Source organism: Reyranella sp. GW821-FHT12G01, assembly GCF_058806575.1.
Genome location: NZ_JBXAPV010000001.1, coordinates 3,587,330 through 3,610,198, shown reverse-complemented (window position 1 = coordinate 3,610,198; position 22,869 = coordinate 3,587,330). Strand labels below are relative to the sequence as shown.

The following is a 22,869-nucleotide window of genomic DNA, read 5'->3' as shown; positions in this document are numbered from 1 at the left end:
GAAACGAACCAATAGGGAGCTTCAATATGAATCGACGTCAGTTTATCGCTGCCGGCTCGGCGGCGGGCGCTTTCGGTCTGGTCGGCGGGTCGCTGCCGGCCGCGGCCCAGGCCCAGTTCTCGATCGCCACGGGCACCACGGGCGCCGTCTACTACCCGCTGGGTGGCGCGATGGCGAACATCCTGAGCAAGAAGGTTCCGGGCTGGGCGGTCACCGCCGAGGCCACGGCCGGCTCGGTCGCCAACATGCACATGATTCGCGACGGCAAGGCCCAGATGGCGCTGACCCAGTGCGACACCGCCTATGACGGCATCAAGGGCCTCGACAAGTTCGTCGGCAAGCCGGTCGACTCGCGCACCCTGGCGGTCGTCTATCCGAACCTGGTCCACTTCGTGACCATGGAAGGCACGGGCATCAACAAGCTGTCCGACATCAAGGGCAAGCGCATCTCGACCAGCGCTCCGGTCAGCGGCTCGGAAGTCACCGCGCTGCGCATCATCGAGGAACTGGGCCTCAAGCTCAGCGACATCAAGCGCGAGCGCCTGTCGCCGGCCGAGAGCACGAACGCCATGAAGGACGGCAAGCTCGACGGCTACTTCTTCAACGGTGGCCCGCCGGTTGCGGCGATCACCGATCTTGCCGCCACGCAGGGCATCAAGATGAAGCTGATCTCGACGGCCGAATTGGTGCCGGCGCTGAACAAGAAGTACGGCCCGGTCTTCGCCGCCAGCCAGGTGCCGGCCAAGGCCTATCCGAACCAGGACGCGGCGGTGCCGGTCATCGCCATCTGGAACATCCTGGTCGTGCCGGCCTCGATGACCGACGACCAGGCCTACACGATCACCAAGACGCTGTGGGACAACCAGGCCGACCTGGTCGCGACGCACAAGGCGGCGATCGACATGACCCCGGAGAACCAGAAGGCCGCCAACTCGTCGGTCCCGTTCCATCCGGGCGCTGTGAAGTTCTTCGCTGAGAAGGGCATCAAGCTGTCGTAACGACAAGCAAGACTGGCGGGGCTCTCCAACAGGAGGGCCCCGTTTCCATTTTGGGGATGGGAAGAACGATGACGGTCCAGGCCGAACTGCTGAGCGACGAGGAAAAGCGCAAGATCGAGGAGCTCGTCGAGCAGGAAGAGGGCGGCGTCCATAAATTCCTGGGCTGGTGGGGCAAGTTCCTCACCTTCATCGCCTTCACGATGACGATCTTCCATCTCTATGCCGCGGCTTCGACCGTCGACACGCAGTCGTTGCGCGAAATCCATGTCGCCTACGCACTGGCGCTGGTGTTCCTGCTGTTCCCGGCGGTGAAGAGCTGGCGCAACAGGGTCGCCCCCTGGGACATTGCGGCCGCCGTCGTGTCGGTCGCCGTCATCTGGTACATGATGACGGGCGGCAGCTGGACGGACTTTGCCGAGTCCGACAATTTCCTCGACCGCTACGTTTCGCCGACCCAGACCGATCTGGTGATCGGCGGCCTCCTGATCCTGCTGGTTCTCGAAGCGACGCGCCGCGCGACCGGCTGGATTATGCCGATCCTGTCGATGGTGTTCTTCGCCTATGCGCTATGGGGCAACTACCTGCCGTCGCCGTGGAAGCACAAGGGCTATCCGCTGTCCGACATGATCGCCGAAGAATACATGACCTTGAACGGCATCTTCGGCTCGGCCATCGACGTCTCGGCCACGCTGATCATCCTGTTCACGATCTTCGGCGCCATCCTGCAGGCCTCCGGCGCCGGCCAATTCTTCATCGATTTCTCGCTGCGCGCCATGAAGGGCCAGCCCAACGCGGCCGGCCGCGCGGTCGTGCTGTCGTCGTTCCTGCTGGGCGGCCCGTCGGGTTCCGGCGTGGCCACCACGGTGACCATCGGCACCGTCGCCTGGCCGATCATGAAGGAGGCGGGCTACGGCAAGTCGGCGGCGGGCGGCCTGCTCGCGGCGGGCGGCCTCGGCGCCATCCTGTCGCCGCCGGTACTGGGCGCCGCGGCGTTCCTGATCGCCGAATACCTGAAGATGTCGTACCTCGACATCGTGCGGATGGCGCTCATCCCCACCTGCCTCTACTACTTCGGCCTGCTGATCATGACCGAGATCGATTCGCGCAAGTACGGTCTGCGCGCCGTCGATCCCACGGTCGACCTCACGATGCGGGAACTGATCACCCGCTATGGCTTCCACTTCACGTCGCTGATCTCGGTCGTGGTGCTGATGGTCTGGGGCTTCTCGGCGACCTATGCCGTGTTCTGGTCGATCCTGCTCGCCATCCTGGTGAGCTACATCCGCGCTGATACCGCCCTTTGGCCCAGCCGTCTCTTCCGCGCCCTGGCCGATGGCTCGATCCAGGCGCTGGGCGTTGCGGCGACCTGCGCCTGCGCCGGCCTGATCGTCGGCGTCATCACCAAGACCGGTCTCGCCCTCAAGTTCTCGTCGATCGTCATCGACCTGGCCGGCGGCTCGGTCTTCTGGACGGCGATGTACACGGCGCTGATCGTCTGGGTGGTCGGCCTCGCCGTGCCCGTCACGGCATCCTACATCATGTGCGCCGTCATCGCGGCACCGGCGCTGATCAAGCTCGGCATCCCCGATTATGCCGCGCACATGTTCATCTTCTACTACGCCGTGCTCTCGGAGGTTTCGCCGCCGACCGCGCTGGCGCCGTTCGCTGCCGCCACGATCACGCGCGCCGATCCGTACGTGACCACGCTGCAGAGCTGGAAATATGCGCTACCTGCCTTCCTGGTGCCGTTCATCTTCGTGCTCGATCCGATCGGCATCGGCCTGCTGCTCGAGACGCCGAAGGACATGAGCTGGATGTGGATTCCGTGGGTGACGCTGGGCGCCGCGGGCGGCATCGTGGCGCTCGCGGTGGCCGCGCAGGGGCATCTGTGGCGGCCCCTGGGGATCGGCACGCGCGTCCTCTGCGGCCTGGCCGGTATCGCGCTCACCTTCCCGGACATCATCGACGATTGGGTGGGCGGCCTCGTCGCCGCGCGCATAATCGGTCTTGCCGTGCTGGCCGCCGTGATCGTCTATGAGTACAGGCAGCCCCGGCAGAAGGCAGCCGCCGCCTGACGGCGGCGCGCTGGCGTTCCTTCCGGGCGAAGTACTGTTCGCCCGGCCTTCGGCGCTCTCGGACATTGCACGGCAATGTCCTGTCGCTCATTGGGCTGAGCTTCGCTCAGCCCACTACTGAAAGATCACGCGGGCTTCGCGGCCCAGCATCTGCGGGATGCTCTGGGCGTCGTCGGGCTTGATCTCGACCTCGACCAGCCGCGCGTTGGATTCACCCAGGTCCGCCTCGGAGCGCTTGGTGCGCTTCACCGTGAGCGGCGTGCGCGCGATCGTGCCGACATGGACGGTGCGGCTGCCCTGGAACGTGAACTCGACCTTGCCGCCCACCTTCAGGTTACGCAGGTGGATTTCGTCCACGTCCGCGAAGATGCGGATCTGGTTGAGGTCGACGACCTTGGCGATGCCGCGGCCCGAGATGCGCTCGCCCTGGCGCGTGTAGATGTCGACGACGACGCCGTCGAGCGGTGAGCGGACCGTCGCCGTTTCGCGCTCGACCTTGGCTTCGTCGAGCTTGGCTTCGAGGATGGCGATGGTGGACTCGGTCTGCGCCAGATCGGCCGCCAGCACTTCCTTCAGGAACTTGAGCTTGGCCTGTTCCTTCTCCAGCGTCTGCTGCGAGATGGTCGACTGGAGCTGCTTCTGGTCCGGCGGCACGCTCGAGCGCGACAGTTCGAGGTCCTTCAGCCGGCTTTCTTCGGACGCCGATTTCACCGAAACTTCCTGCAGTGCAATTTCCGCGGTCCGGTAACCCGAGATCATCGACTCGCGCTGCCGGCGCGCCTTGGCGATCTCCGATTCGATTCGGCGGACTTCGACGTCGGCCGCCGTGTAATTGTTCATGACCGCGATCACTTCGTCGCGTTTGACGGCCTGGCCGTTCTTGATGCGCAGTTCGGACAGCAGGGCACCACCCACCGGGTCGCCCGCGATGACGGCGGTACCAGCCGGCGCGTCGGTGTAGCCGCGCGAAATCAGCGGGCCGTTCACTTCGGATTTATTCTGTGCGCTTCCGACCTGCAGGTCGGGCAGGCCAAAAACGACGGCCAAGGCGATTACAGCAACCGCCAGTGCGCCGGCCCCGACCCATGCAACTTTATTGCTTTGCGCCATCTCGGACCGTTTTCATCACCCAACGAGAAGGGCCCGAATTCCTTGAAACGTCAAGGATGCGCTGGTGCTGCCGGACAGGATTGAACTGTCGACCTCCCCCTTACCAAGGGGGTGCTCTACCACTGAGCTACGGCAGCGCGCGGCGGGGGTATGCCATAGCGCCGTGGGCTGTTCAACCGCTGCCGCCGGCCGAAACTCAGTCGGTGCGGCGACTTGCCGTGCCTCCAAGCCTCTGCCTACCATTTCGCAACGATAAGTAAGTTGGAGGGACGGATGGACTGGCGCCCGATTTCTGCCGATTCGCACATTACCGAACCACCTGGCTGCTACCTCGACCACATCGACCCTGCCTTTCGGGAACGTGCCCCGCACGTCGTCCGCCATGAGGGCATGGGGGACATCTATGTCGTCGAGGGCATGAAAACACCCGTCCCGATGGGCCTGATCGCCGCAGCCGGCGTGGCGCCGAAGGACATCCGGATCGGTGGCGCGAAATTCGAGGATCTGCACCGCAGCGGCTGGGATCCCTCGACCCGGCTGCAGGACCAGGACAAGGACGGCATCGCTGCGGAGATCATCTATCCCACGGTCGGCATGCTGATCTGCAATCATCCCGACTTCGACTACAAGAAGGCCTGCTTCGACGCCTACAATCGCTGGCTCCAGGCCTACTGCTCGCACGCTCCCGACCGTCTGGTCGGCATGGGCCAGACCGCCATGCGCACGGTGAAGGAAGGTATCGCCGACCTGGAGCGCATCAAGGCGATGGGATTCCGGGGCGTGATGATGCCCGGTAATCCCGGCGAAAAGGACTACGACGACCCGATCTACGACCCGTTCTGGGAAGCCGCCATTTCGCTGGAGCTGCCCTTGTCGTGGCACATCCTCACGACCTCCGGAGACAACTCACTCTCCAAGCCGCGCGGCCCCAAGATCAATGGCTTCCTGTCGATCATCCGCGGGTGCCAGGACATCATGGGCATGCTGGTCTTCAGCGGCGTCTTCGAACGCCACGAAAAGCTGCGGGTCGTGTGCGTCGAAGCCGATGCCGGCTGGGCACCGCACTTCATGTATCGCATGGACCACGCCTACAAGCGTCATCGCTACTGGATGAAGGGCAAGGAACTGGCGCGGCTTCCGTCGGAATACTTCCGCGACCACATCGCGCTGACCTTCCAGGACGACTGGACGGCGTTCCAGTTCGCCGATCAGCTGGGGCCGCAGCAGCTCATGTGGGCGAACGATTTTCCCCACAGCGATTCGACGTGGCCGTGGAGCCAGGACGTCATCGCCGAACAGACCGCTCACCTGACGCCCGAACTCAGGAAGCGCATCCTGCGCGACAACGTGGCCGAGCTTTACAGCCTGGCCGCGTAGCCGCGCAGTCGGGCGCGTTTTACGCGCGGATCATCGGGTCGTGTAGACGGTCGTCTGAGCCGGCACCGGCTTCTCGACGACCCGCTCGCTGCGGATCGAGCATCCGGCCGCCAGGATGCAGGCGGCCGCGATCAGGATGAGCTTCGTCATGGGAAGCTCTTTTTAGCGAGTGGTGTAGACGGTCGTGGTCTGCGCCGGGACCGCGCCCGGCGTCGTGTCGTACACGACGGTCCGCTCGGCCGTGCGGGCAGGCACGGGCTTCTCGACGACGCGTTCGGTGTACGAGGCGCAGCCCGCGACGAACGAGCAGGCGGCGAGGGTGATGATTGCTACTTGCTTCACGGGAAGGCTCCTTGTTGACGTTGCGGCACGACAACGGCGCATTGGTCCCGTGGTTGCGGGGACCCTGCAGAGGCTCGTCCGGCGCATGAACCTGCACGTAGGCGGTTCGAAGGTCAGTCGATGTGCAACTTTTTTGCATTGCCCGCGCGACAGCGCTTTTGCATATTTCCCTCGGCTATTTAGCCATAGGGGAGAGGGGCTTATGCTCAAGAAGTTGTTTGTTCTAATTGCCGCTACGTTTCTGATCAGCGCATGCGACGAGCCTGCGCCGGCCACAACGCCGCCGCCGCCGCCACCGGCTCCGCAGAGCTTCATGCTGTTCTTCGATTGGGATAGCGCCAAGCTGAATCCGCAGGCCACGAGCGTCGTCGGCCAGGCGGCTGCTGCCTACAAGACCAAGGGTGGCGCTCGCATCAACGCGACCGGCCATACCGACACGTCCGGTACTCCGGCCTACAACATGGCGCTGTCGCTGCGCCGCGCCAACGCGGTCAAGGACGCGCTGGTCCAGCAGGGCGTGCCTGCGACGGCGATCTCGGTCGTCGGTCGTGGCGAGCAGGGTCTGCTCGTGCAGACCGGCCCGAACGTCCGCGAGCCGCAGAACCGCCGCGTCGAGATCGCGATCCTGCAGACGGCCGCCGCTCCGATGGACGACGCCGCCTACTGCCGGGCGCTCGCCCAGAAGTGGCGTGACTACGACCGTACGGACGCGTCGGGTCCGGCTCCGCAGGCCATCGCGAAGTGCGATGCCGGCGACTATGCGTCGGGTATCCCCGTTCTCGTGAAGATGCTCACGGACGCCAAGATCCCGCTGCCGCCGCGCTCGTAAGCTCAGACAGACAAGGAAAAGGCGGCCCTCGTGGCCGCCTTTTTTTGTGGGCTATTTGCCGTTGCCCGGTCGGGTGGGCAGCGGCGCCCATTGCCGGGGCTGAAGCTCGGAATATTCGATCCAGGGGCCGGTTTCGGCGAAGCCCATGTCGAGGGCGCCGACGTCGCTCACCCAATAGCCGAGCGAGCGGCGGTTGGGGTCGAACCTCCAGGCGCCGACCACCACTTCGTCGGCGACGTGGCCGGCGAGACCGGGGCAGAACAGCAGGAGCGGGCCCTGATCCTTCGGGGCGGTCTCGATCGGCTGCCAGAGGGCCTGCGGGCCCTGCCTGAGCTGCTCGATCTCTTCAGCCGCTCGCCACCTCACGTCGCCCGCCAGGGCCCCTGTCTGCTCGCCGGTGGGGCCATGGTGGGCCCGGCATTGGGCGCGCAGTTCGTCGACTATGTCTTTCATCGCAGCTCCGGACACACAGTTCCTCGTCGCACTTTTAGCCCACCTCTCATGGACTTGATGTGTCATCCATTATATTGGATTTTATATCCATCATGAGGGAGGAGCGCCTTGCTCGACATCAACGACCGGATCGCCGCCCAGGTCCGCGATCTCCGGACCGGACAAGGTCTTTCCCTCGAGGCGCTGGCGGAAGCCTGCGGCGTCAGCCGGTCCATGATTTCCCTGATCGAGCGCGGCGAGAGCAGCCCGACGGCGGTGATCCTCGAGAAACTGGCCACGGGTCTCGGCGTTTCCCTGGCGACACTCTTCGAGGCGCCTGCCGAACCGGCGCGGCCGGTGTCCCGCCGCGCTGCTCAGGTCGAATGGCGCGATCCCGCATCGGGATATCTCCGGCGCAACGTGTCGCCGGGCGGTTTTCCGTCGCCCATCCAGATCGTTGAGGTCCAGTTTCCCGCCGGGGCGACGGTCGCCTACGAGACGGCCGCGCGACCGGGCGTCACCCACCAGCAGGTCTGGGTCCTGCAGGGCACGATCGACGTCACGCTGGGGGATGAACGCTTCGAGCTGCGCGCCGGCGATTGCCTGGCGATGGTCCTCGACCGGCCGATCACCTATCACAATCCGACGGACAAGCCCGCGCGCTACTGCGTGATCATCGTGGCGCCGCGGCAGGCCTGAGCGATGGATCTCACGGATGTCGCCGCGGCCCTGTTGAGCGCCGTGCTGCATGCCGGCTGGAATGCCGGCGTGAAGGCCAGCCGCAATCCCGCGCAGGTGATGACGGCCCAGATGGTGCTGGGCGCCGTGCTCGTCGTCCCGGCGCTCTTCTGGTCGGGTCTCCCGAGCCTCGCATCCTGCGGCTGGATCGCGGCCTCAACCTTGATGAACGTGCTCACCGTGCAGGCCCTGCTGCGCGCCTATGAACTCGGTGGCTTCGGGCTGGTCTATCCGGTCGTGCGCTCGCTGGCGGTGCTGATGGTGGTGCCGCTGGCGGCGATCCTGACCGGCGAGCGGCTGGGCACGCCGGGGCTTCTAGGCATCCTCGTCATCTCCCTGGCGCTCGTCGTGCTCGCCTGGGATGCCGCGCGCGGGCAGGGGATTACGCGGGCGGCCCTGGGGTGGACGTTTGCGGCCGGCATCGGCACCGCGGCGTACATCATGTGCGACGCGCAGGGCGTGCGGCTCTCGGGATCGCCCTGGGCCTATGGGTTCATCGTGTCGATCACCAACGCGGCGGCGATGGGATGGCGGCAGCGCCATTCGGGCCCGCCCTGGGCCCATGTGGCGACCCACTGGAAGGCCGCCCTGCCGATCGCCGTCGCCGCAATGGCGTCGTACCTGCTCATCCTCTGGGTCTGGAGCCACGCGCCGATCGCGCCGGCCGCAGCCCTTCGGGACACCAGTGCTGTCTTCGCGGTCGTGATCGCCGTCTTCTGGCTGAAGGAACCGTTTACGCGCATGCGCATCGTCGCGGTCCTGCTGGCGGCCGCCGCCATTCCCCTGCTGCGATTCGGCTGATCACGCCTTGCCGTAGAGGCGGCCCAGCAGATCGCCGAGGGTGGTCGCCTCGGTTTCAGAAAGGTGGCTCCCGACCGCCGCCGCGATCGCGTCGGCATAAACTGGCCACATGCGGCGGCGAAGCGCGCGGCCCGATCGCGTGATGCGCAGGACCTGGCCGCGCCCGTCTTCCTCGCTCGCCGTGCGCGCGACGTGACCGGCCGCCTCCAGGCGATCGACCAGCCGCGAGAGATTGTACTGGGCGAACAACATTTCCTTCTGGAGTTCGAACGGGCGCAGCCCCGCCGGGTCGGCCCGTTCGAGCTCGAGCAGCGCGTCGTACCAGGCGAGCGGCGGCAGGCCCGCTTTCTTGAGGCGTGCCTCAACGGTGGACTGTGCCGCGCGATGGGCGCGCTCGAGGCGGGCCCAGGCGCGGACGACGGCGTCGGACGGGAGAGGGGGCTCCATGTCGGCATTTTATAGATAAATGCACTTGCATCAAGTTTGGCAGCACATATATGCAAATGCATCAATATGGAGATGGCCATGCTGACCCTCGTTTCCTTCGATCTGTGTCCCTATGTGCAACGCGCGGCGATCGCGCTGGCCGAGAAGGGCGTGCCGTTCGAACGGCGCAACGTCGACCTCGCCGACAAGCCCGCGTGGTTCAAGGCGATCTCGCCGCTCGGCAAGGTGCCGTTGCTGCAGGTCGGCAATGACGTGCTCTTCGAAAGCTCCGTGATCGCCGAATATCTCGACGAGACGCAGGGACCGCGGCTTCACCCCGAAGATGCGCTCGTCCGTGCCCGTCACCGTGCGTGGATGGAATTCGGCTCCTCGATCCTGGCCGATATCTGGACCGTCGAGACGACGCCCGACCAGGCGGCCTTCGACGCCAAGGTCCAATCCCTGCGGGAAAAGTTCGTCCGCCTCGAGGGTGAGCTCGGGACGGGGCCCTGGTTCGCCGGCGAGGCGTTCAGTCTCGTCGATGCGGTGTTCGCGCCGGTCTTCCGCTACTTCGACGTGTTCGATCGCTTCGTCGACCTCGGCGTCTTCGCCGGCTTGCCGAAAATGCAGGCATGGCGGCAGGCGCTGGCCGCGCGGCCGTCGGTAAAGGGCGCCGTCGCTGCCGATTACGAGGCGAAGCTGGAGGCCTTCCTGCGCCGCCAGCCGTCCTGGCTGGCCACGCGGCTGGCTTGAGGCGCCGCAAGGCGGGCTTGTGCGGCAGGGAGCCCGGTGACAGCATCTGCGTTGTTCACAGCGTACCGAAGCAGCCGACCGAGGAGACTCCCATGGAAGTCGATGGTCTTGTGACGGCGTTGGAGAGGATCGAACACGCCGCTCGCGATTTCATGCATCCGCCCGACAAGGTGGATGCGCCAGCCGCGTTGCTTGGTGTCCTGGCGGAGTACGGGCGCGCACTCGGCCATCCCTATTCGATCGATCCTGGACTGGACGATGCTCGCAACGAGGCGTCACGTCACTGCGCCGCTGTGCAGGAGAATCTGTCGGCGGTGCTGGAAGAGGTTCGCCAGCTCCACCTGACGGTAAGCGGGCTGCTGCCTTCGCTCGTGCGGATCGCCGATCGCGAGTGAACAGGGCGGCGTGAGACGAAAAAGCCGGAGACTGGCCCCGGCTTTCGGTCTCCGATGTCTCTAGATCTCAGCCCTCATCGAGGAAGCTGCGCAGCATGCGCGAGCGGCTCGGGTGCTTCAGCTTGCGCAACGCCTTCGCCTCGATCTGGCGGATACGCTCGCGTGTAACCGAGAACTGCTGGCCGACTTCTTCCAGCGTGTGGTCGGTGTTCATGCCGATGCCGAAGCGCATGCGCAGCACGCGCTCCTCGCGCGGCGTCAGCGTCGCCAGAACCCGCGTCGTGCTTTCGCGCAGGTTGCCCTGGATGGCCGCCTCGAGCGGGATGACAGCGTTCTTGTCCTCGATGAAGTCGCCGAGATGCGAATCCTCCTCGTCGCCGATCGGCGTTTCGAGCGAGATCGGCTCCTTGGCGATCTTCAGGACCTTGCGGACCTTCTCCAGCGGCATGCCGAGCTTCTCGGCCAACTCCTCGGGCTGCGGTTCGCGGCCGATCTCGTGCAGCATCTGGCGGCTGGTGCGGACCAGCTTGTTGATGGTCTCGATCATGTGCACCGGGATACGGATGGTGCGCGCCTGGTCGGCGATCGAGCGCGTGATGGCCTGACGGATCCACCACGTGGCGTAGGTCGAGAACTTGTAGCCGCGGCGGTACTCGAACTTGTCGACCGCCTTCATCAGGCCGATGTTGCCTTCCTGGATGAGGTCCAGGAACTGCAGGCCGCGGTTCGTGTACTTCTTGGCGATCGAGATCACGAGGCGCAGGTTGGCCTCGATCATCTCCTTCTTCGCCCGCATCATCTCGCGCTCGCCGTCCTGGACGGTCTTGCACATGCGGCGGAATTCGAAGATCGGCGCGCCGGCATGCTCGGAGATCTCGCGGATCTCCGCGCGGATCTTCTCGATCTCGGGGCCGCGCTTCTTGGCGAAGTCCTTCCAGCCCCGGCCCGACAGCTTGCCGACCTTCTCGAGCCAATTGGGATCGATCTCGTGCGTGAAGTAGTTGTCGAGGAAGTCCTGGCGCGAGATGCGGAAGCTTTCCGCCGTCCGCATCAGCTTGCCTTCCTGGACCATCAGCCTGCGATTGAGGTCGTAGAGCGCAAGCTTCAGCTGCTCGATACGGTTGGCATTGATATGCACCGTCCGCACCAGCTCGACGATCTTCTTGCGGTGCTTCTCGTAGCTCTTCTCGAACTCCGTGCTGGGCTTCTGGCCGCGCGCGAGCGTCGAGAGGCGACGGTTCTGCACCTTCGACATCTCGATATAGACTTTGTAGATCTTGGTGAGGACGCGCAGGACCTCGGGCTTGAGCTTCTCCTCGAGCGCCGACAGCGACAGCGCGTTCTCGTCGTCTTCCTCGCCGCCTTCAGCCGCGGGAGCCTCGCCGCCTTCACCATTCACCGCCGGGGCAGCCGGACGCACCAGCTTCGGCATCATGGCGGGACGCGGCATCGGCGGTGCGGCTGGCACCGCGGCCGGGGCGCCCTTGCCCTCGCCGGGGGCGCCGCCACCCTGGGTCGCCTCGAGGTCGATCACGTCGCGCAGCAGGATGCGGCCCTCGTTGATCGCGTCGCGCCAGTGCAGCAGCGCCGTGATCGTCATCGGGCTCTCGCAGATGCCGCCGATCATCTTGTCCTGGCCGGCCTCGATGCGCTTGGCGATCTCGATCTCGCCCTCGCGGCTCAGCAGTTCGACGCTGCCCATCTCGCGCAGGTACATGCGCACGGGATCGTCGGTGCGGCCGAGCTCTTCGTCCTCGCCGGTCGCCTCGGCGGCCACCACGGCGGTCTTGGCGGGCTCGGCCGGGGTGGCCGAAGCGGAGTCGTCCTGCTCCTCGGCCTCGACGACGTTCACGCCGGCCTCGGACAGCATCGCCATCGTGTCCTCGATCTGCTCGGAGGACACCTCATCGGGCGGCAGGGCGGCGTTCAGCTCGTCATAGGTGACGTAGCCACGCTCCTTGCCCTTCTGGACGAGCTTCTTGAGCTCGGCGCCAAGGGTGTCGAGCAGGGGGGCATCGGGGCCCTCCTCACGGGAGTCGGTGGCTTCAGGTTGGCTTACGGTCGCGGTTTTGGTCGCCATTTACTCAAATCCTTGGGTGCGACAAACAGATGCAACGGCCAGTGGGGCCGTTAATTTGGCTGCAAGAAGAGGAGGCGGGGAAGGGCGGCCCCCGCGAAAACTACCCTTCTACTATATGGGGCTTCACTGCAAGCAGCGATAGGGGAGGGCCTCGGATTCCTCGCGGGAACCTTACCCGGCATTGGATTCGATGCTTTCGCGCCGCATCCGGTCGAGAATCGCCTGGAGTCGACGCAAATTGTCCTCCGACATGTCCTCGGCAAGGGCCTCCTCGGCCCGTTTCAGCTCCTCGGGATCGGCCTGCAACTGGCTCATGTGGCGCGCAGCCCGGCGCCACTGGCCGACCCAGCCGTCGGCGTCCGCCGGGTCGTCGCGGAACGCCTCGCGGGCCTTGGTCCGGGCCGCCGCCGCCAGCCGGCCGAGACCGCTTCTCTCGAGATGCTGCTCGATCAACTGCGCCTCCAGCGACGGGTCGCCCGCCGCCTCGTCGGCCGCCGGATCGACCCCCGACGGGACCATCGACAGGGCGTCCAGCAGGCCGCTGCGCAGCCGGATCAGCTCGGCATTGGCGATCGGCAAAGCCGCCAGGTCCTCGGCAAGAATGTGGAGCAGGGCCGGCCGTTCGATCAGGGCGCCCAGCAGGATCCGCTCCTGGCGGGAGCCGTCGAGATCGTTCCCGGCTCGCTGCGCCGCCGAGCCGGCGGCAAAGGGCGCGAGCTCCGGGTCGCCCGGCCGGCGGAACGGCCGCCGGGCCGCGCCGCCGCCCGGCTGCCAGGCCGGCGTCTGGGGCCGGCGCATGCGGTACAGCCGGTTGCGCATCTCGGTCTTGTAGTAGTCGCGGACGACGGGATCGGCGATCTCGCCGACCCGCTGCTCGATGCTGTGCTGCAGGCTCGCCCGCCGCTCCGGCGTATCGGTCGGCTTGCCCTCGGTTTCGAGGTCCCAGACGACATCGGACAGGGGGCGGGCGAGGTCGAGCGCGCGGCGCACCGCCTCCGGTCCGTTCTTGCGAATCAGGCTGTCGGGATCCTCGCCGGCGGGCAGCGCCAGGAAGCGCAGGCTCTTGCCGGGGCGCAGCAAGGGCAGGGCGCGTTCGGCGGCGCGGGACATGGCGCGGCGCCCGGCATTGTCGCCGTCGAAGCAGAGATAGGGCTCATCAGCCAGCTTCCACAGCTCGCCCAGCTGGCCTTCGGTGAGCGCCGTTCCGAGGGGCGCGACGGCGCCCGTGAAGCCCGCGCCATGCAGGGCGATCACGTCCATGTAGCCTTCCGCCACGATGACCGGCTGATCCTTGGTCACCGCCTGACGGGCAAGGTCGAGGCAGTAGAGATTGGCGCCCTTGTGAAAGAGCGGCGTCTCCGGTGAGTTGAGGTACTTGGGCTCGCCGGTGCCCATGACGCGGCCGCCGAAGGCAATGGCCCGGCCGCGGCGGTCGTTGATGACGAACATCACGCGCCCTCGGAAGCGGTCGTAGGGCTCGCGCCTGTCCTCGGGCTGGATGGCGAGGCCAGCCTCGACGATCTTGTCGATCGGCACGTTCTCGCGCTTCAGCGCGGCGATCACGCCATCGCGTGAATCCGGCGCAAATCCCAGGCGGAAATGATCGATGACCGCATCCGAAAGGCCGCGTCCGCGCAGGTAATCGAGGCCTTGCCGGCCGACCGGCAGGCGGAGCTGCTTCTGGAACCAGAGGGCCGCCAGTTCGACCACCTGCTGCAGGGTCGAGGCTCGTTCGACCCGCTCGCGCTCGGCCGGCGTGGCGCGCGGCACCGGCAGGTTGACCTCGCGTGCGAGCTTCTCGACCGATTCGGGGAACGAAAGCCCCTCGGTCTTCATGACGAAGCCCACCGCGTCGCCATGCTCGCCGCAGCCGAAACAGTGATAGAAGCCCTTCTTGTCGTTAACCGTGAAGGACGGCGACTTTTCGTTGTGGAAAGGGCAAAGGCCCGCGTACTCGGCGCCCGAACGGCGCTTCAGCGACACCTTCCGGCCGACGATGTCGGACAGGCTGAGGCGCGCGCGCAGTTCGTCTAGAAAGCCGGGGGGGAAGGCCATCCCCTAAGATGGCCCTCGCACCCGGGCCACGCCATAGGGGATAGCGGGGAAGACTAGCCGGCGAGCGCCTTCTTCACCGCAGCCGATGCCTTGGCGAAGTCCATCTGCCCGGCATACTTGCCCTTCAAGGCCGCCATGACGCCGCCCATGTCCTTGACCGAGGTGGCGCCGGCGGCGGCGATCGCCTCGCGCACGGCGGCGTCGACGGCGGCCTCGTCCATCTGCTGGGGCAGGAAACGCTCGATCACGGCGATCTCGGCCTTTTCCTTGTCGGCCAGGTCGGTTCGGCCGCCCTTGTCATACAGGGCGATCGATTCGTTGCGCTGTTTGATCATGCCCTGCATCAGCGAGAGGATCTGGTCGTCGGCCACGCCGTCGCGGCTGGCCTCGGTGCGGGCGGCGATATCGGCATCCTTGAGCTTCGCCAAGATGAGCCGAATCGTGCCCAGCGCGGCCTGATCCTTGGCGCGCATGGCGTCTTTCATCGCTTCGGTCAGTTTTTCGCGCAGCATCGCTTCAGTCCTACTGGTTGGCCGTATGCCCAAGCGGCGGAAACTAATCGTCTCTCCCGCTGTTGGCAAAGTAAATAAGTTATTGAAATAGCTTAGAAATTGGCTGCCTTGCGCGCCTTGACCCTCTGCTGCGGCTTGGTTACAAACCGCCCGGCTCGCCGATCGCCTCGCCCATACCGGGCCCGGGGCGAGGCCGTGCGGGCACGGAACGGACTAATTCATCATGACTTCACCTAAGACCGCCGGCGCCAATGACGCCGCGCCGCGTTGGGCCACGGCCGCGCTCGTGCTGGCCGACGGCACGGTCTTCTGGGGCAAGGGAGTGGGCGCCGCCGGCCATGCCGTGGGCGAAGTCTGCTTCAATACCTCGATGACCGGATACCAGGAGATCATCACCGATCCCTCCTATGCCGGCCAGATCATCACCTTCACCTTCCCGCACATCGGCAACGTGGGCACCAATCTCGAGGACATCGAGACGATCACCCCGGCCGCCCGCGGCGTCGTCCTGCGCGGCGACATCACGGAGCCTGCGAATTGGCGTTCGGTGAAGCCGCTGAACGACTGGCTGAAGAGCCACAATCTGCCGGGTATCTGCGACGTCGACACGCGCGCCATCACGCGCCGCATCCGCGACGGCGGCCCGCCCAACGGCGTCGTCGTGCATGCGCCCGACGGCAAGTTCGACATTCCCAAGATGCGCCAGATCGCGCTCGACTGGCCGGGCCTCGACGGCATGGATCTCGCTCTCGAGGTCACGACCAAGCAGACCTACAATTGGGATGAGACCAAGTGGGCGCTGGGCCAGGGCTACGGCAAGCTCACCAAGCCGAAGTATCATGTCGTCGCGGTCGACTACGGCGCCAAGCGCAACATCTTGCGCTGCCTCGCCAACACCGGCTGCAAGGTCACGGTCGTGCCGGCGACAGCGACGGCCGACGACATCCTGCGCCACAAGCCCGACGGCGTGTTCCTCTCCAACGGCCCCGGCGATCCGGCGGCGACGGCGGTCTATGCGTCGCCCGCCATCCAGGCCGTGCTCGACAAGAAGGTGCCGCTGTTCGGCATCTGCCTCGGCCACCAGATCCTGGCGCTGACGCTCGGCGGCAAGACGCGCAAGATGGAACGCGGCCATCGCGGCGCCAACCAGCCGGTCAAGGACCTGACGACCGGCAAGGTCGAGATCACGTCGCAGAACCATGGCTTCTGCGTCATTCCCGAATCACTGCCCAAGAACACCGAGGTGACGCACGTCTCGCTGTTCGACGGCATCAACGAAGGCCTGCGCTGCACCGACAAGCCGGCCTTCTCGGTCCAATATCATCCCGAAGCCTCGCCTGGCCCAACCGACAGCCATTATCTCTTCGACCGCTTCGTCGAGATGATCGACGCGAGCAAGGGCAAGTAGAGAAATCATGCCCAAGCGCACAGACATCAAATCCATCCTCGTCATCGGCGCCGGCCCGATCGTCATCGGTCAGGCCTGCGAGTTCGATTACTCCGGCGTCCAGGCCTGCAAGGCGCTGAAGGACGAAGGCTATCGCGTCATCCTGATCAACTCGAACCCGGCCACGATCATGACCGATCCGGGTCTGGTCGATGCGACCTATGTCGAGCCGATCACGCCCGACTTCGTGGCGCGCATCATCGAGAAGGAAAAGCCCGACGCCATCCTGCCGACGATGGGAGGACAGACCGCGCTCAACACGGCGATGTCGCTGCATCGCGACGGGCGCCTGGTGAAGTACGGCGTCGAGTTGATCGGCGCCAATGCCGAGGCAATCGACAAGGCCGAGGACCGTCTGCTGTTCCGCGACGCCATGACCAAGATCGGGCTGACCTGCCCGAAGAGCGAGGTCGTGCACAATCGCGAAGAGGCCGCGACGGCACTCGACCGCGTCGGCCTGCCGGCGATCATCCGCCCGTCCTTCACCCTGGGCGGCACCGGCGGCGGCATCGCCTACAACCGCGACGAATATTTCGAGATCGTGGCCGGCGGCGTCGACGCCTCGCCGGTCGGCGAGGTGCTGGTCGAGGAATCGGTGCTCGGCTGGAAAGAGTACGAGATGGAGGTCGTGCGCGACCGCAACGACAACTGCATCATCATCTGCTCGATCGAGAACGTCGATCCGATGGGCGTGCATACCGGCGATTCGGTCACCGTCGCGCCGGCGCTGACGCTCACCGACAAGGAATACCAGATCATGCGCGACGCCTCGATCGCGTGCCTGCGCGAGATCGGCGTCGATACCGGCGGTTCGAACGTGCAGTTCGCCGTCGATCCGGCGACCGGCCGCATGGTCGTGATCGAGATGAATCCGCGCGTGTCGCGCTCCTCGGCGCTGGCCTCGAAGGCCACGGGCTTCCCGATCGCCAAGGTCGCGGCGCGGCTGGCCGTCGGCTACACGCTCGATGAGCTGCTGAACGACATCACCGGCGAAACGCCGGCCTCGTTCGAACCGACGATCGACTACGTCGTCACCAAGATGCCGCGCTTCGCGTTCGAGAAGTTCCCCGGCGCGGAGCCGCTGCTCAACACCTCGATGAAGAGCGTCGGCGAGGCGATGTCGATCGGCCGTACCTTCCAGGAATCGCTGCAGAAGGCGCTGCGCTCGATGGAGACGGGCTTGACCGGCCTGAACGAGATCGAGATCAAGGGTGCGCCCGACAAGTCCGCCATCGTGGGCGCGCTGGCGCGGCCGACGCCCGACCGCATCCTCGTGATCGCCCAGGCCTTCCGCTACGGCCTGAATGTCGAGGAGATCGCGCAGGCCTCCAAGTACGAGCCTTGGTTCCTGCGCCAGATCGAGCAGCTCGTCAGCCTCGAGGCGGACCTGCGCAAGAACGGCCTGCCGAAGGACGCCAAGGCGTTTTTCGACGTGAAGAAGAAGGGCTTCTCGGACGAGCGTCTGGGTGAGCTCACCAGGCAGTCCACGGCCGACGTTGCGAAGAAGCGCCGTGCAATGGGCGTACGGCCGGTCTTCAAGCGCATCGACACCTGCGCCGCCGAGTTCGAATCGCGTACGCCCTATCTCTACTCCTGCTACGAGGGCGACGGCGTGCGGCCCGCGGAGTGCGAGGCGCAGCCGACCGACAAGCGCAAGGTCATCATCCTGGGCGGCGGTCCGAACCGCATCGGCCAGGGCATCGAGTTCGACTATTGCTGCGTCCATGCCGTCTACGCGCTGCGCGATGCCGGCTACGAGACCATCATGGTCAACTGCAATCCCGAGACGGTGTCGACCGACTACGACACGGCCGACCGTCTCTACTTCGAGCCGCTGACCGCCGAGGACGTGATCGAGCTGGTCGAGGTCGAGCGCCGCAACGGCGAACTGATGGGCCTGATCGTGCAGTTCGGCGGCCAGACGCCGCTCAAGCTCGCCAAGCCGCTGGAAGCCGCGGGCATCCCGATCCTGGGCACGTCGCCCGACGCGATCGATCTCGCCGAGGACCGCGAGCGCTTCCAGAAGTTGATCCACGAGCTGAAGCTCCGCCAGCCGGCCAACGGCACGGCGACGTCGGAGAAGCAGGCGATCGAGATCGCCGAGAAGATCGGCTACCCGGTCGTCATCCGCCCGTCCTACGTGCTGGGCGGCCGCGCGATGCAGATCGTCTACGACCGGCAAGCGATCGAGCGTTACATGCGCGACGCCGTGAAGGTGTCGGGCAGCAACCCGGTGCTGGTCGACTCCTATCTGCGCGACGCCATCGAGGTCGACGTCGATGCGCTGGCCGACAAGGACCAGAACGTGTTCGTCGCCGGCATCATGGAGCATATCGAGGAAGCGGGAATTCATTCCGGCGACTCGGCCTGCTCGCTGCCGCCTTACTCGCTGCCGGCAAAGATCATCGCCGAGATCGAGCGTCAGACCGAGGCAATGGCCAAGGCGCTCCACGTTGTCGGTCTCATGAACGTGCAGTTCGCGGTGAAGGACGGCGAGGTCTATGTCCTCGAGGTCAATCCGCGCGCCAGCCGCACCGTGCCGTTCGTCGCCAAGGCGACCGGCCAGCCGATCGCCAAGTTCGCCGCCCGCCTGATGGCCGGTGAGCCGTTGAAGGCGCTGGGCGTCAAGAAGTCGAAGGCCAAGCACATCGCGGTCAAGGAAGCGGTGTTCCCCTTTGCGCGCTTCCCCGGCGTCGACATCATCCTCGGGCCCGAGATGCGCTCGACCGGCGAGGTCATGGGCCTCGACATGGATTTCGGCCGTGCCTTCGCCAAGTCGCAGCTCGGCGCCGGCAGCAAGGTGCCGGTCGAGGGCACTGTCTTCGTGTCGGTGAAGGATCCGGACAAGCAGGCGATGGTGAAGCCGCTGAAGCGCCTGGTCGAACTGGGCTTCAAGATCGTGGCGACCCGCGGCACGGCGGAGTTCCTCGCCAAGCACTCGATCGAGGCGCAGCAGGTCAACAAGGTGCTCGAAGGCCGGCCGCACATCGTCGACCTGATGAAGGACGGCAAGGTGCAACTCGTCTTCAACACGGTCGATGGCGCCAGCGCCTTGACCGACAGCTTCACGCTGCGACGCACCGCCCTGATGCACAAGATCGCCTATTATACGACCGTCGCGGGGGCAAAGGCGGCGGTCGAGGGCATCGCTGCGGTCAAGGAGGGCGCGCTCGAGGTGGCGCCACTGCAATCCTACTTCAAGACAGCCTTTTAGCCGCCGCTCTTTCCTGCAACGTGGCCGAATGCAACCCGTTTCCGGGTGCGTTCGGCGTTGACGCGGTACGATTGATCAAGGACGATTTGGCGATGGAACGTATTCCCATGACTGCCGAGGGGCTTCAGCGCCTCGAAGGCGAACTGAAAGTGCTGAAGAGCGTGGAGCGCCCGGCGATCATCAAGGCGATCGCTACGGCGCGCGAGCATGGCGATCTCTCGGAGAACGCCGAGTATACGTCTGCGCGCGAAAAGCAGAGCTTCATCGAAGGTCGTATCGCCGAGCTCGAGGACATCATCTCGCGGACCGAGGTGATCGATTTCTCCAAGCTGACCGGCAAGATCATCAAGTTCGGCGCCACCGTGCGCCTGGCCGACGAGGACACCGACGAGACGGTGAAGTACCAGATCGTCGGCCCCTACGAGGCCGACCTCGCCAAGGGCCGGATCTCAATCACCTCGCCGATCGGCCGGGCCCTGATCGGCAAGACCGTCGGCGACACTGTCGAGGTCCAGACGCCGCGCGGCGGCAAGTCCTACGAAGTGGTGGGCGTGCAGTTCAACTAGTCGCCATCATGGAGCGCGCCCGGCGCATGCCGGTCGACTTCATGACCGCGTACTGGATCCCGAACAGGCCCACCTTGCTGGCGATGGCCCAGACCGATTTCACGGCCGCCCAGGTCGTGACGTCGAGTGTCAGCGCCAGCACGATGTTGAGCGCTGCCGAGAAGAACATCATTCCGGCCCAGACATAGCCGAAGGTGATTCCGAGGTCCGGCACGGTCGCCTGCGCGATCGGCGGCAGGTAGCGGTTCATCCAGCCGCGTTTCAGCATCACCAGCCCGACGACGACATAGACGATGCTGGGCTTCAGCATGATGAAGACCGGATCGTCGGTGAGGAACGTGGCCGTTCCCGACGCCAGGATGATGACGAGGCTCAGCCACTGCAGCGTCTCGACGGGCTGCCTGTGGACGAGCTGCCAGGCGATCTGGCCAAGGCCCAGCGCCATGCCCAGCCCGACCGCCAGGAAGAGATTGTCGGTGACGACATAGACGCCGAGGAAGAGCAGGGTCGAGGCGAGGTCGAGGAGCAGGACCTTGGACGCCTGGAAGAGGTTCTTCATGGCTCGCGACTCCACCGATGTCTTTATGACAACGCTGTGTATTTAAGTCACGCTATCAATACACGCCGTTCCCCGCAAGAGAATTCCAGGCGTCAGACGACGACTTTTATGTAGGTATCCTTCATCACGATCAGGCCGCGCCGGAAGGTGTAGAGGTCGCAGCCCAGCCACTCCTGCCGCTCGCCAGTCTTCAGGGTCGCGATCCGGTGCCATTCGGTGACAGCCCGGTCGCCGTGGATGAATTCGTTGGTGTGGTTCCACTTCACGTCGCTGGCGGCGGCGAACAGGGGCTCGAAGTAGCTGCGGATCGCAGCCTTGCCCTTGAAGCTCTGGCCCCAGTAGTCGGGCCCCTTGGCGTTTCGGAACTCACCGTCCTCGGCGAAGGAATTGACGATCCCGTCGACGTCGCGCCGCGCGAAGGCGTCGGCGACGCGATGCAGAATCTCGAAGGTGACGTCGGTCATTGGGATCCTTGCTCTGGTGTCGCCACCTCTCGACGGAGGCTAGGCCTCAGTCGAGATCGGAACACCGGGAACCTGCTTGGCGGTGCGGAACACCATCATCGACTTCACGTGGCTGACGTTGGGCGCCGAGGTGAGGCGGGTCGTCAGGAACTTCTGATATTCGTCCCAGGTCTCGGCCACGATCTTGAGCAGGAAGTCGGCCTCGCCGGCCAGCATGTGGCACTCGCGGACCTCGTCCCACTTCTCGATCAGCTCCTCGAAGGACTTGAGATCGGCCTCGGCCTGGCTGTTCAGGCCCACCAGGGCGAACACCGACACGCTGTAGCCCAGCGCTTCGGGGCTGAGTTCGGCGTGGTAGCCCTTGATGATTCCGGCCCGCTCCAGGGCCCTGACGCGGCGCAGGCAGGGCGGTGCCGATATGCCGGCCCTTTCGGCCAGCTCCACATTGGTCATGCGTCCATTGGACTGCAGGTCGCTTAGAATTCGCCGGTCAATTCGATCGAGCTTGGCCCGAGCCATTCGTTTTCCTCCGTTGGCCGCGGTCTATGCCAGAACCATGCCACGCACGCAATAAAGTTGCGAGAATTCGCCGGTTGGCTGTGAACAATTGCGTGTGAAATCGACATCTACCCGTGCAACGCGGGCGAGGTTTGCATATATGTGAAAGATATGCAGTTGGCGGGATGCGGAGCGGACATGGCAGCAACTCATCGAAGCAAGGTGATGATCCTTGGTTCCGGACCGGCGGGATACACGGCGGCGATCTACGCTGCCCGCGCCAGCCTTAAGCCCATGCTGGTGCAGGGCATCCAGCCCGGCGGGCAGCTCACGATCACGACCGACGTGGAGAATTATCCGGGCTTCGCGGACGTGATCCAGGGGCCGTGGCTGATGGAGCAGATGCAGAAGCAGGCCGAGCATGTCGGCACGCAGCTGTTCTTCGACACGATCGTGGACATCGACGTGACCCGGCGGCCGTTCGTCTGCATGGGCGATTCCGGCGATCGCTACGAGGCCGATGCGCTGATCATCGCGACGGGTGCCACGGCGCGCTGGCTCGGCATTCCGACCGAGGAGACGTTCCGCGGCGGCGGTGTGTCGGCCTGCGCGACCTGTGACGGTTTCTTCTTCCGCGGCAAGGATGTCGTGGTTGTGGGCGGCGGCAACACGGCCGTCGAAGAAGCACTGTACCTCACTCATCATGCCTCGAAGGTGACGCTGGTCCATCGCCGCGACAGCTTCCGCGCCGAGAAGATCCTGCAGGATCGCCTGTTCAAGAACCCGAAGGTCACCGTCGTTTGGGACCACGTGGTCGACGAGGTGCTCGGCGAAAAGACGCCGGCGCCAATCGTCACCGGCGCGCGCCTGCGCAACGTGAAGACGGGCGCCGTGCACGACATCAAGACCGATGGTTTCTTCGTGGCGATCGGCCATTCGCCCAATACCGAGCTGTTCAAGGGCAAGCTCGACATGGACGGCGAGGGCTATCTGATCACCCGGCCTGACTCGACCGCGACGAACATCGAGGGCGTCTACGCGGCGGGCGACGTTCAGGACAAGGTCTTCCGGCAGGCCGTCACGGCCGCGGGCACGGGTTGCATGGCCGCACTCGAGGCCGAGAAGTGGCTGGCAGCGCAGGAGGCACGGCACGCACAGGCCGCCGAATAGGGTGGCCGGCGTGGACAGGGGAGGCAAT

The 22,869-nt window shown here is 65.4% G+C and carries 22 protein-coding genes and 1 tRNA gene; 12 read left to right on the top strand and 11 right to left on the bottom strand.

All coding sequences use genetic code 11. The annotated features are described in order from the left end of the window. The first annotated feature begins 26 nt into the window (after positions 1–26). Positions 27–998, top strand: coding sequence for a TAXI family TRAP transporter solute-binding subunit (locus AC1RP5_RS17470; protein ID WP_493112579.1), 972 nt, complete (start codon positions 27–29; stop codon positions 996–998). A gap of 68 nt (positions 999–1,066) precedes the next feature. Beyond that, positions 1,067–3,073 carry a TRAP transporter permease gene (locus AC1RP5_RS17465; RefSeq protein ID WP_493112577.1) on the top strand — a complete coding sequence of 669 codons (2,007 nt, stop codon included), beginning with the start codon at positions 1,067–1,069 and terminating at the stop codon, positions 3,071–3,073. A 114-nt stretch (positions 3,074–3,187) separates the two neighbouring features. Here AC1RP5_RS17465 and AC1RP5_RS17460 read toward each other — a convergent pair whose 3' ends face one another. Beyond that, positions 3,188–4,120, bottom strand: a complete 933-nt coding sequence (locus tag AC1RP5_RS17460; RefSeq protein ID WP_493112576.1) for an HlyD family secretion protein — start codon at positions 4,118–4,120, stop codon at positions 3,188–3,190. A gap of 125 nt (positions 4,121–4,245) precedes the next feature. Next, positions 4,246–4,320: transfer RNA gene (locus AC1RP5_RS17455), tRNA-Thr, on the bottom strand. 280 nt (positions 4,321–4,600) lie between these two features. Between AC1RP5_RS17455 and AC1RP5_RS17450 the strand changes: the two genes are divergently transcribed. Beyond that, a complete protein-coding gene (locus AC1RP5_RS17450; RefSeq protein WP_493112574.1) occupies positions 4,601–5,560 on the top strand; it encodes an amidohydrolase family protein in 960 nt (319 codons plus the stop codon). Positions 5,561–5,722: 162 nt separating this feature from the next. Here AC1RP5_RS17450 and AC1RP5_RS17445 read toward each other — a convergent pair whose 3' ends face one another. After that, positions 5,723–5,902 (bottom strand): hypothetical protein, encoded by a 180-nt coding sequence (locus tag AC1RP5_RS17445; protein WP_493112572.1) that lies wholly within the window; start codon positions 5,900–5,902, stop codon positions 5,723–5,725. A gap of 313 nt (positions 5,903–6,215) precedes the next feature. Between AC1RP5_RS17445 and AC1RP5_RS17440 the strand changes: the two genes are divergently transcribed. Continuing rightward, positions 6,216–6,731, top strand: coding sequence for an OmpA family protein (locus AC1RP5_RS17440; RefSeq protein ID WP_493112571.1), 516 nt, complete (start codon positions 6,216–6,218; stop codon positions 6,729–6,731). A gap of 51 nt (positions 6,732–6,782) precedes the next feature. Here the strand turns inward: AC1RP5_RS17440 and AC1RP5_RS17435 are convergent, their stop codons facing one another. Beyond that, positions 6,783–7,184, bottom strand: a complete 402-nt coding sequence (locus tag AC1RP5_RS17435; protein WP_493112570.1) for a hypothetical protein — start codon at positions 7,182–7,184, stop codon at positions 6,783–6,785. A gap of 108 nt (positions 7,185–7,292) precedes the next feature. Between AC1RP5_RS17435 and AC1RP5_RS17430 the strand changes: the two genes are divergently transcribed. Next, entirely contained in the window at positions 7,293–7,862 is a 570-nt protein-coding gene (locus AC1RP5_RS17430; protein ID WP_493112568.1) for a helix-turn-helix domain-containing protein, read from the top strand. 3 nt (positions 7,863–7,865) lie between these two features. Next, complete coding sequence (locus AC1RP5_RS17425) at positions 7,866–8,702, top strand: EamA family transporter (protein ID WP_493112566.1); 837 nt, start codon at positions 7,866–7,868, stop codon at positions 8,700–8,702. Here the strand turns inward: AC1RP5_RS17425 and AC1RP5_RS17420 are convergent, their stop codons facing one another. Beyond that, complete coding sequence (locus AC1RP5_RS17420) at positions 8,703–9,149, bottom strand: MarR family winged helix-turn-helix transcriptional regulator (protein WP_493112564.1); 447 nt, start codon at positions 9,147–9,149, stop codon at positions 8,703–8,705. It lies immediately after the preceding gene. Positions 9,150–9,221: 72 nt separating this feature from the next. On the opposite strand from AC1RP5_RS17420, the gene AC1RP5_RS17415 reads away from it, so the two are divergent. Continuing rightward, positions 9,222–9,881, top strand: a complete 660-nt coding sequence (locus tag AC1RP5_RS17415; RefSeq protein WP_493112563.1) for a glutathione S-transferase family protein — start codon at positions 9,222–9,224, stop codon at positions 9,879–9,881. A 92-nt stretch (positions 9,882–9,973) separates the two neighbouring features. After that, a complete protein-coding gene (locus AC1RP5_RS17410) occupies positions 9,974–10,276 on the top strand; it encodes a hypothetical protein (protein ID WP_493112561.1) in 303 nt (100 codons plus the stop codon). Positions 10,277–10,343: 67 nt separating this feature from the next. Here the strand turns inward: AC1RP5_RS17410 and rpoD are convergent, their stop codons facing one another. The 3 genes from rpoD to AC1RP5_RS17395 all read right to left on the bottom strand — a co-directional run bounded on the left by rpoD (position 10,344) and on the right by AC1RP5_RS17395 (position 14,923). Further along, complete coding sequence (gene rpoD, locus AC1RP5_RS17405) at positions 10,344–12,356, bottom strand: RNA polymerase sigma factor RpoD (protein ID WP_493112559.1); 2,013 nt, start codon at positions 12,354–12,356, stop codon at positions 10,344–10,346. A 171-nt stretch (positions 12,357–12,527) separates the two neighbouring features. Next, positions 12,528–14,411, bottom strand: coding sequence for a DNA primase (dnaG, locus tag AC1RP5_RS17400; RefSeq protein WP_493112557.1), 1,884 nt, complete (start codon positions 14,409–14,411; stop codon positions 12,528–12,530). Between the two features lie 53 nt (positions 14,412–14,464). After that, positions 14,465–14,923 carry a GatB/YqeY domain-containing protein gene (locus AC1RP5_RS17395; RefSeq protein ID WP_493112555.1) on the bottom strand — a complete coding sequence of 153 codons (459 nt, stop codon included), beginning with the start codon at positions 14,921–14,923 and terminating at the stop codon, positions 14,465–14,467. Positions 14,924–15,146: 223 nt separating this feature from the next. On the opposite strand from AC1RP5_RS17395, the gene carA reads away from it, so the two are divergent. From carA to greA, 3 genes are all read left to right on the top strand, one after another. Beyond that, positions 15,147–16,331 (top strand): glutamine-hydrolyzing carbamoyl-phosphate synthase small subunit, encoded by a 1,185-nt coding sequence (carA, locus tag AC1RP5_RS17390; RefSeq protein WP_493112553.1) that lies wholly within the window; start codon positions 15,147–15,149, stop codon positions 16,329–16,331. 7 nt (positions 16,332–16,338) lie between these two features. After that, positions 16,339–19,584: a carbamoyl-phosphate synthase large subunit gene (gene carB, locus AC1RP5_RS17385; protein WP_493112551.1), complete on the top strand. Its 3,246-nt coding sequence runs from the start codon at positions 16,339–16,341 to the stop codon at positions 19,582–19,584. Between the two features lie 92 nt (positions 19,585–19,676). Further along, positions 19,677–20,150, top strand: coding sequence for a transcription elongation factor GreA (greA, locus tag AC1RP5_RS17380; RefSeq protein ID WP_493112550.1), 474 nt, complete (start codon positions 19,677–19,679; stop codon positions 20,148–20,150). Here the strand turns inward: greA and AC1RP5_RS17375 are convergent. From AC1RP5_RS17375 to AC1RP5_RS17365, 3 genes are all read right to left on the bottom strand, one after another. Beyond that, on the bottom strand, positions 20,143–20,709 hold the full coding sequence (locus AC1RP5_RS17375; protein ID WP_493112548.1) for an inner membrane-spanning protein YciB: 567 nt from the start codon (positions 20,707–20,709) through the stop codon (positions 20,143–20,145). The two genes, greA and AC1RP5_RS17375, sit on opposite strands and share 8 nt — an antisense overlap. Positions 20,710–20,801: 92 nt before the next feature. Continuing rightward, positions 20,802–21,173: a nuclear transport factor 2 family protein gene (locus AC1RP5_RS17370; RefSeq protein ID WP_493112547.1), complete on the bottom strand. Its 372-nt coding sequence runs from the start codon at positions 21,171–21,173 to the stop codon at positions 20,802–20,804. Between the two features lie 39 nt (positions 21,174–21,212). Further along, the gene (locus AC1RP5_RS17365) at positions 21,213–21,692 is read right to left on the bottom strand and encodes an Lrp/AsnC family transcriptional regulator (protein WP_230552712.1); all 480 of its coding nucleotides are present in this window, start codon (positions 21,690–21,692) and stop codon (positions 21,213–21,215) included. A gap of 177 nt (positions 21,693–21,869) precedes the next feature. On the opposite strand from AC1RP5_RS17365, the gene trxB reads away from it, so the two are divergent. Further along, entirely contained in the window at positions 21,870–22,841 is a 972-nt protein-coding gene (trxB, locus tag AC1RP5_RS17360; RefSeq protein WP_493112546.1) for a thioredoxin-disulfide reductase, read from the top strand. Positions 22,842–22,869: the final 28 nt, after the last annotated feature.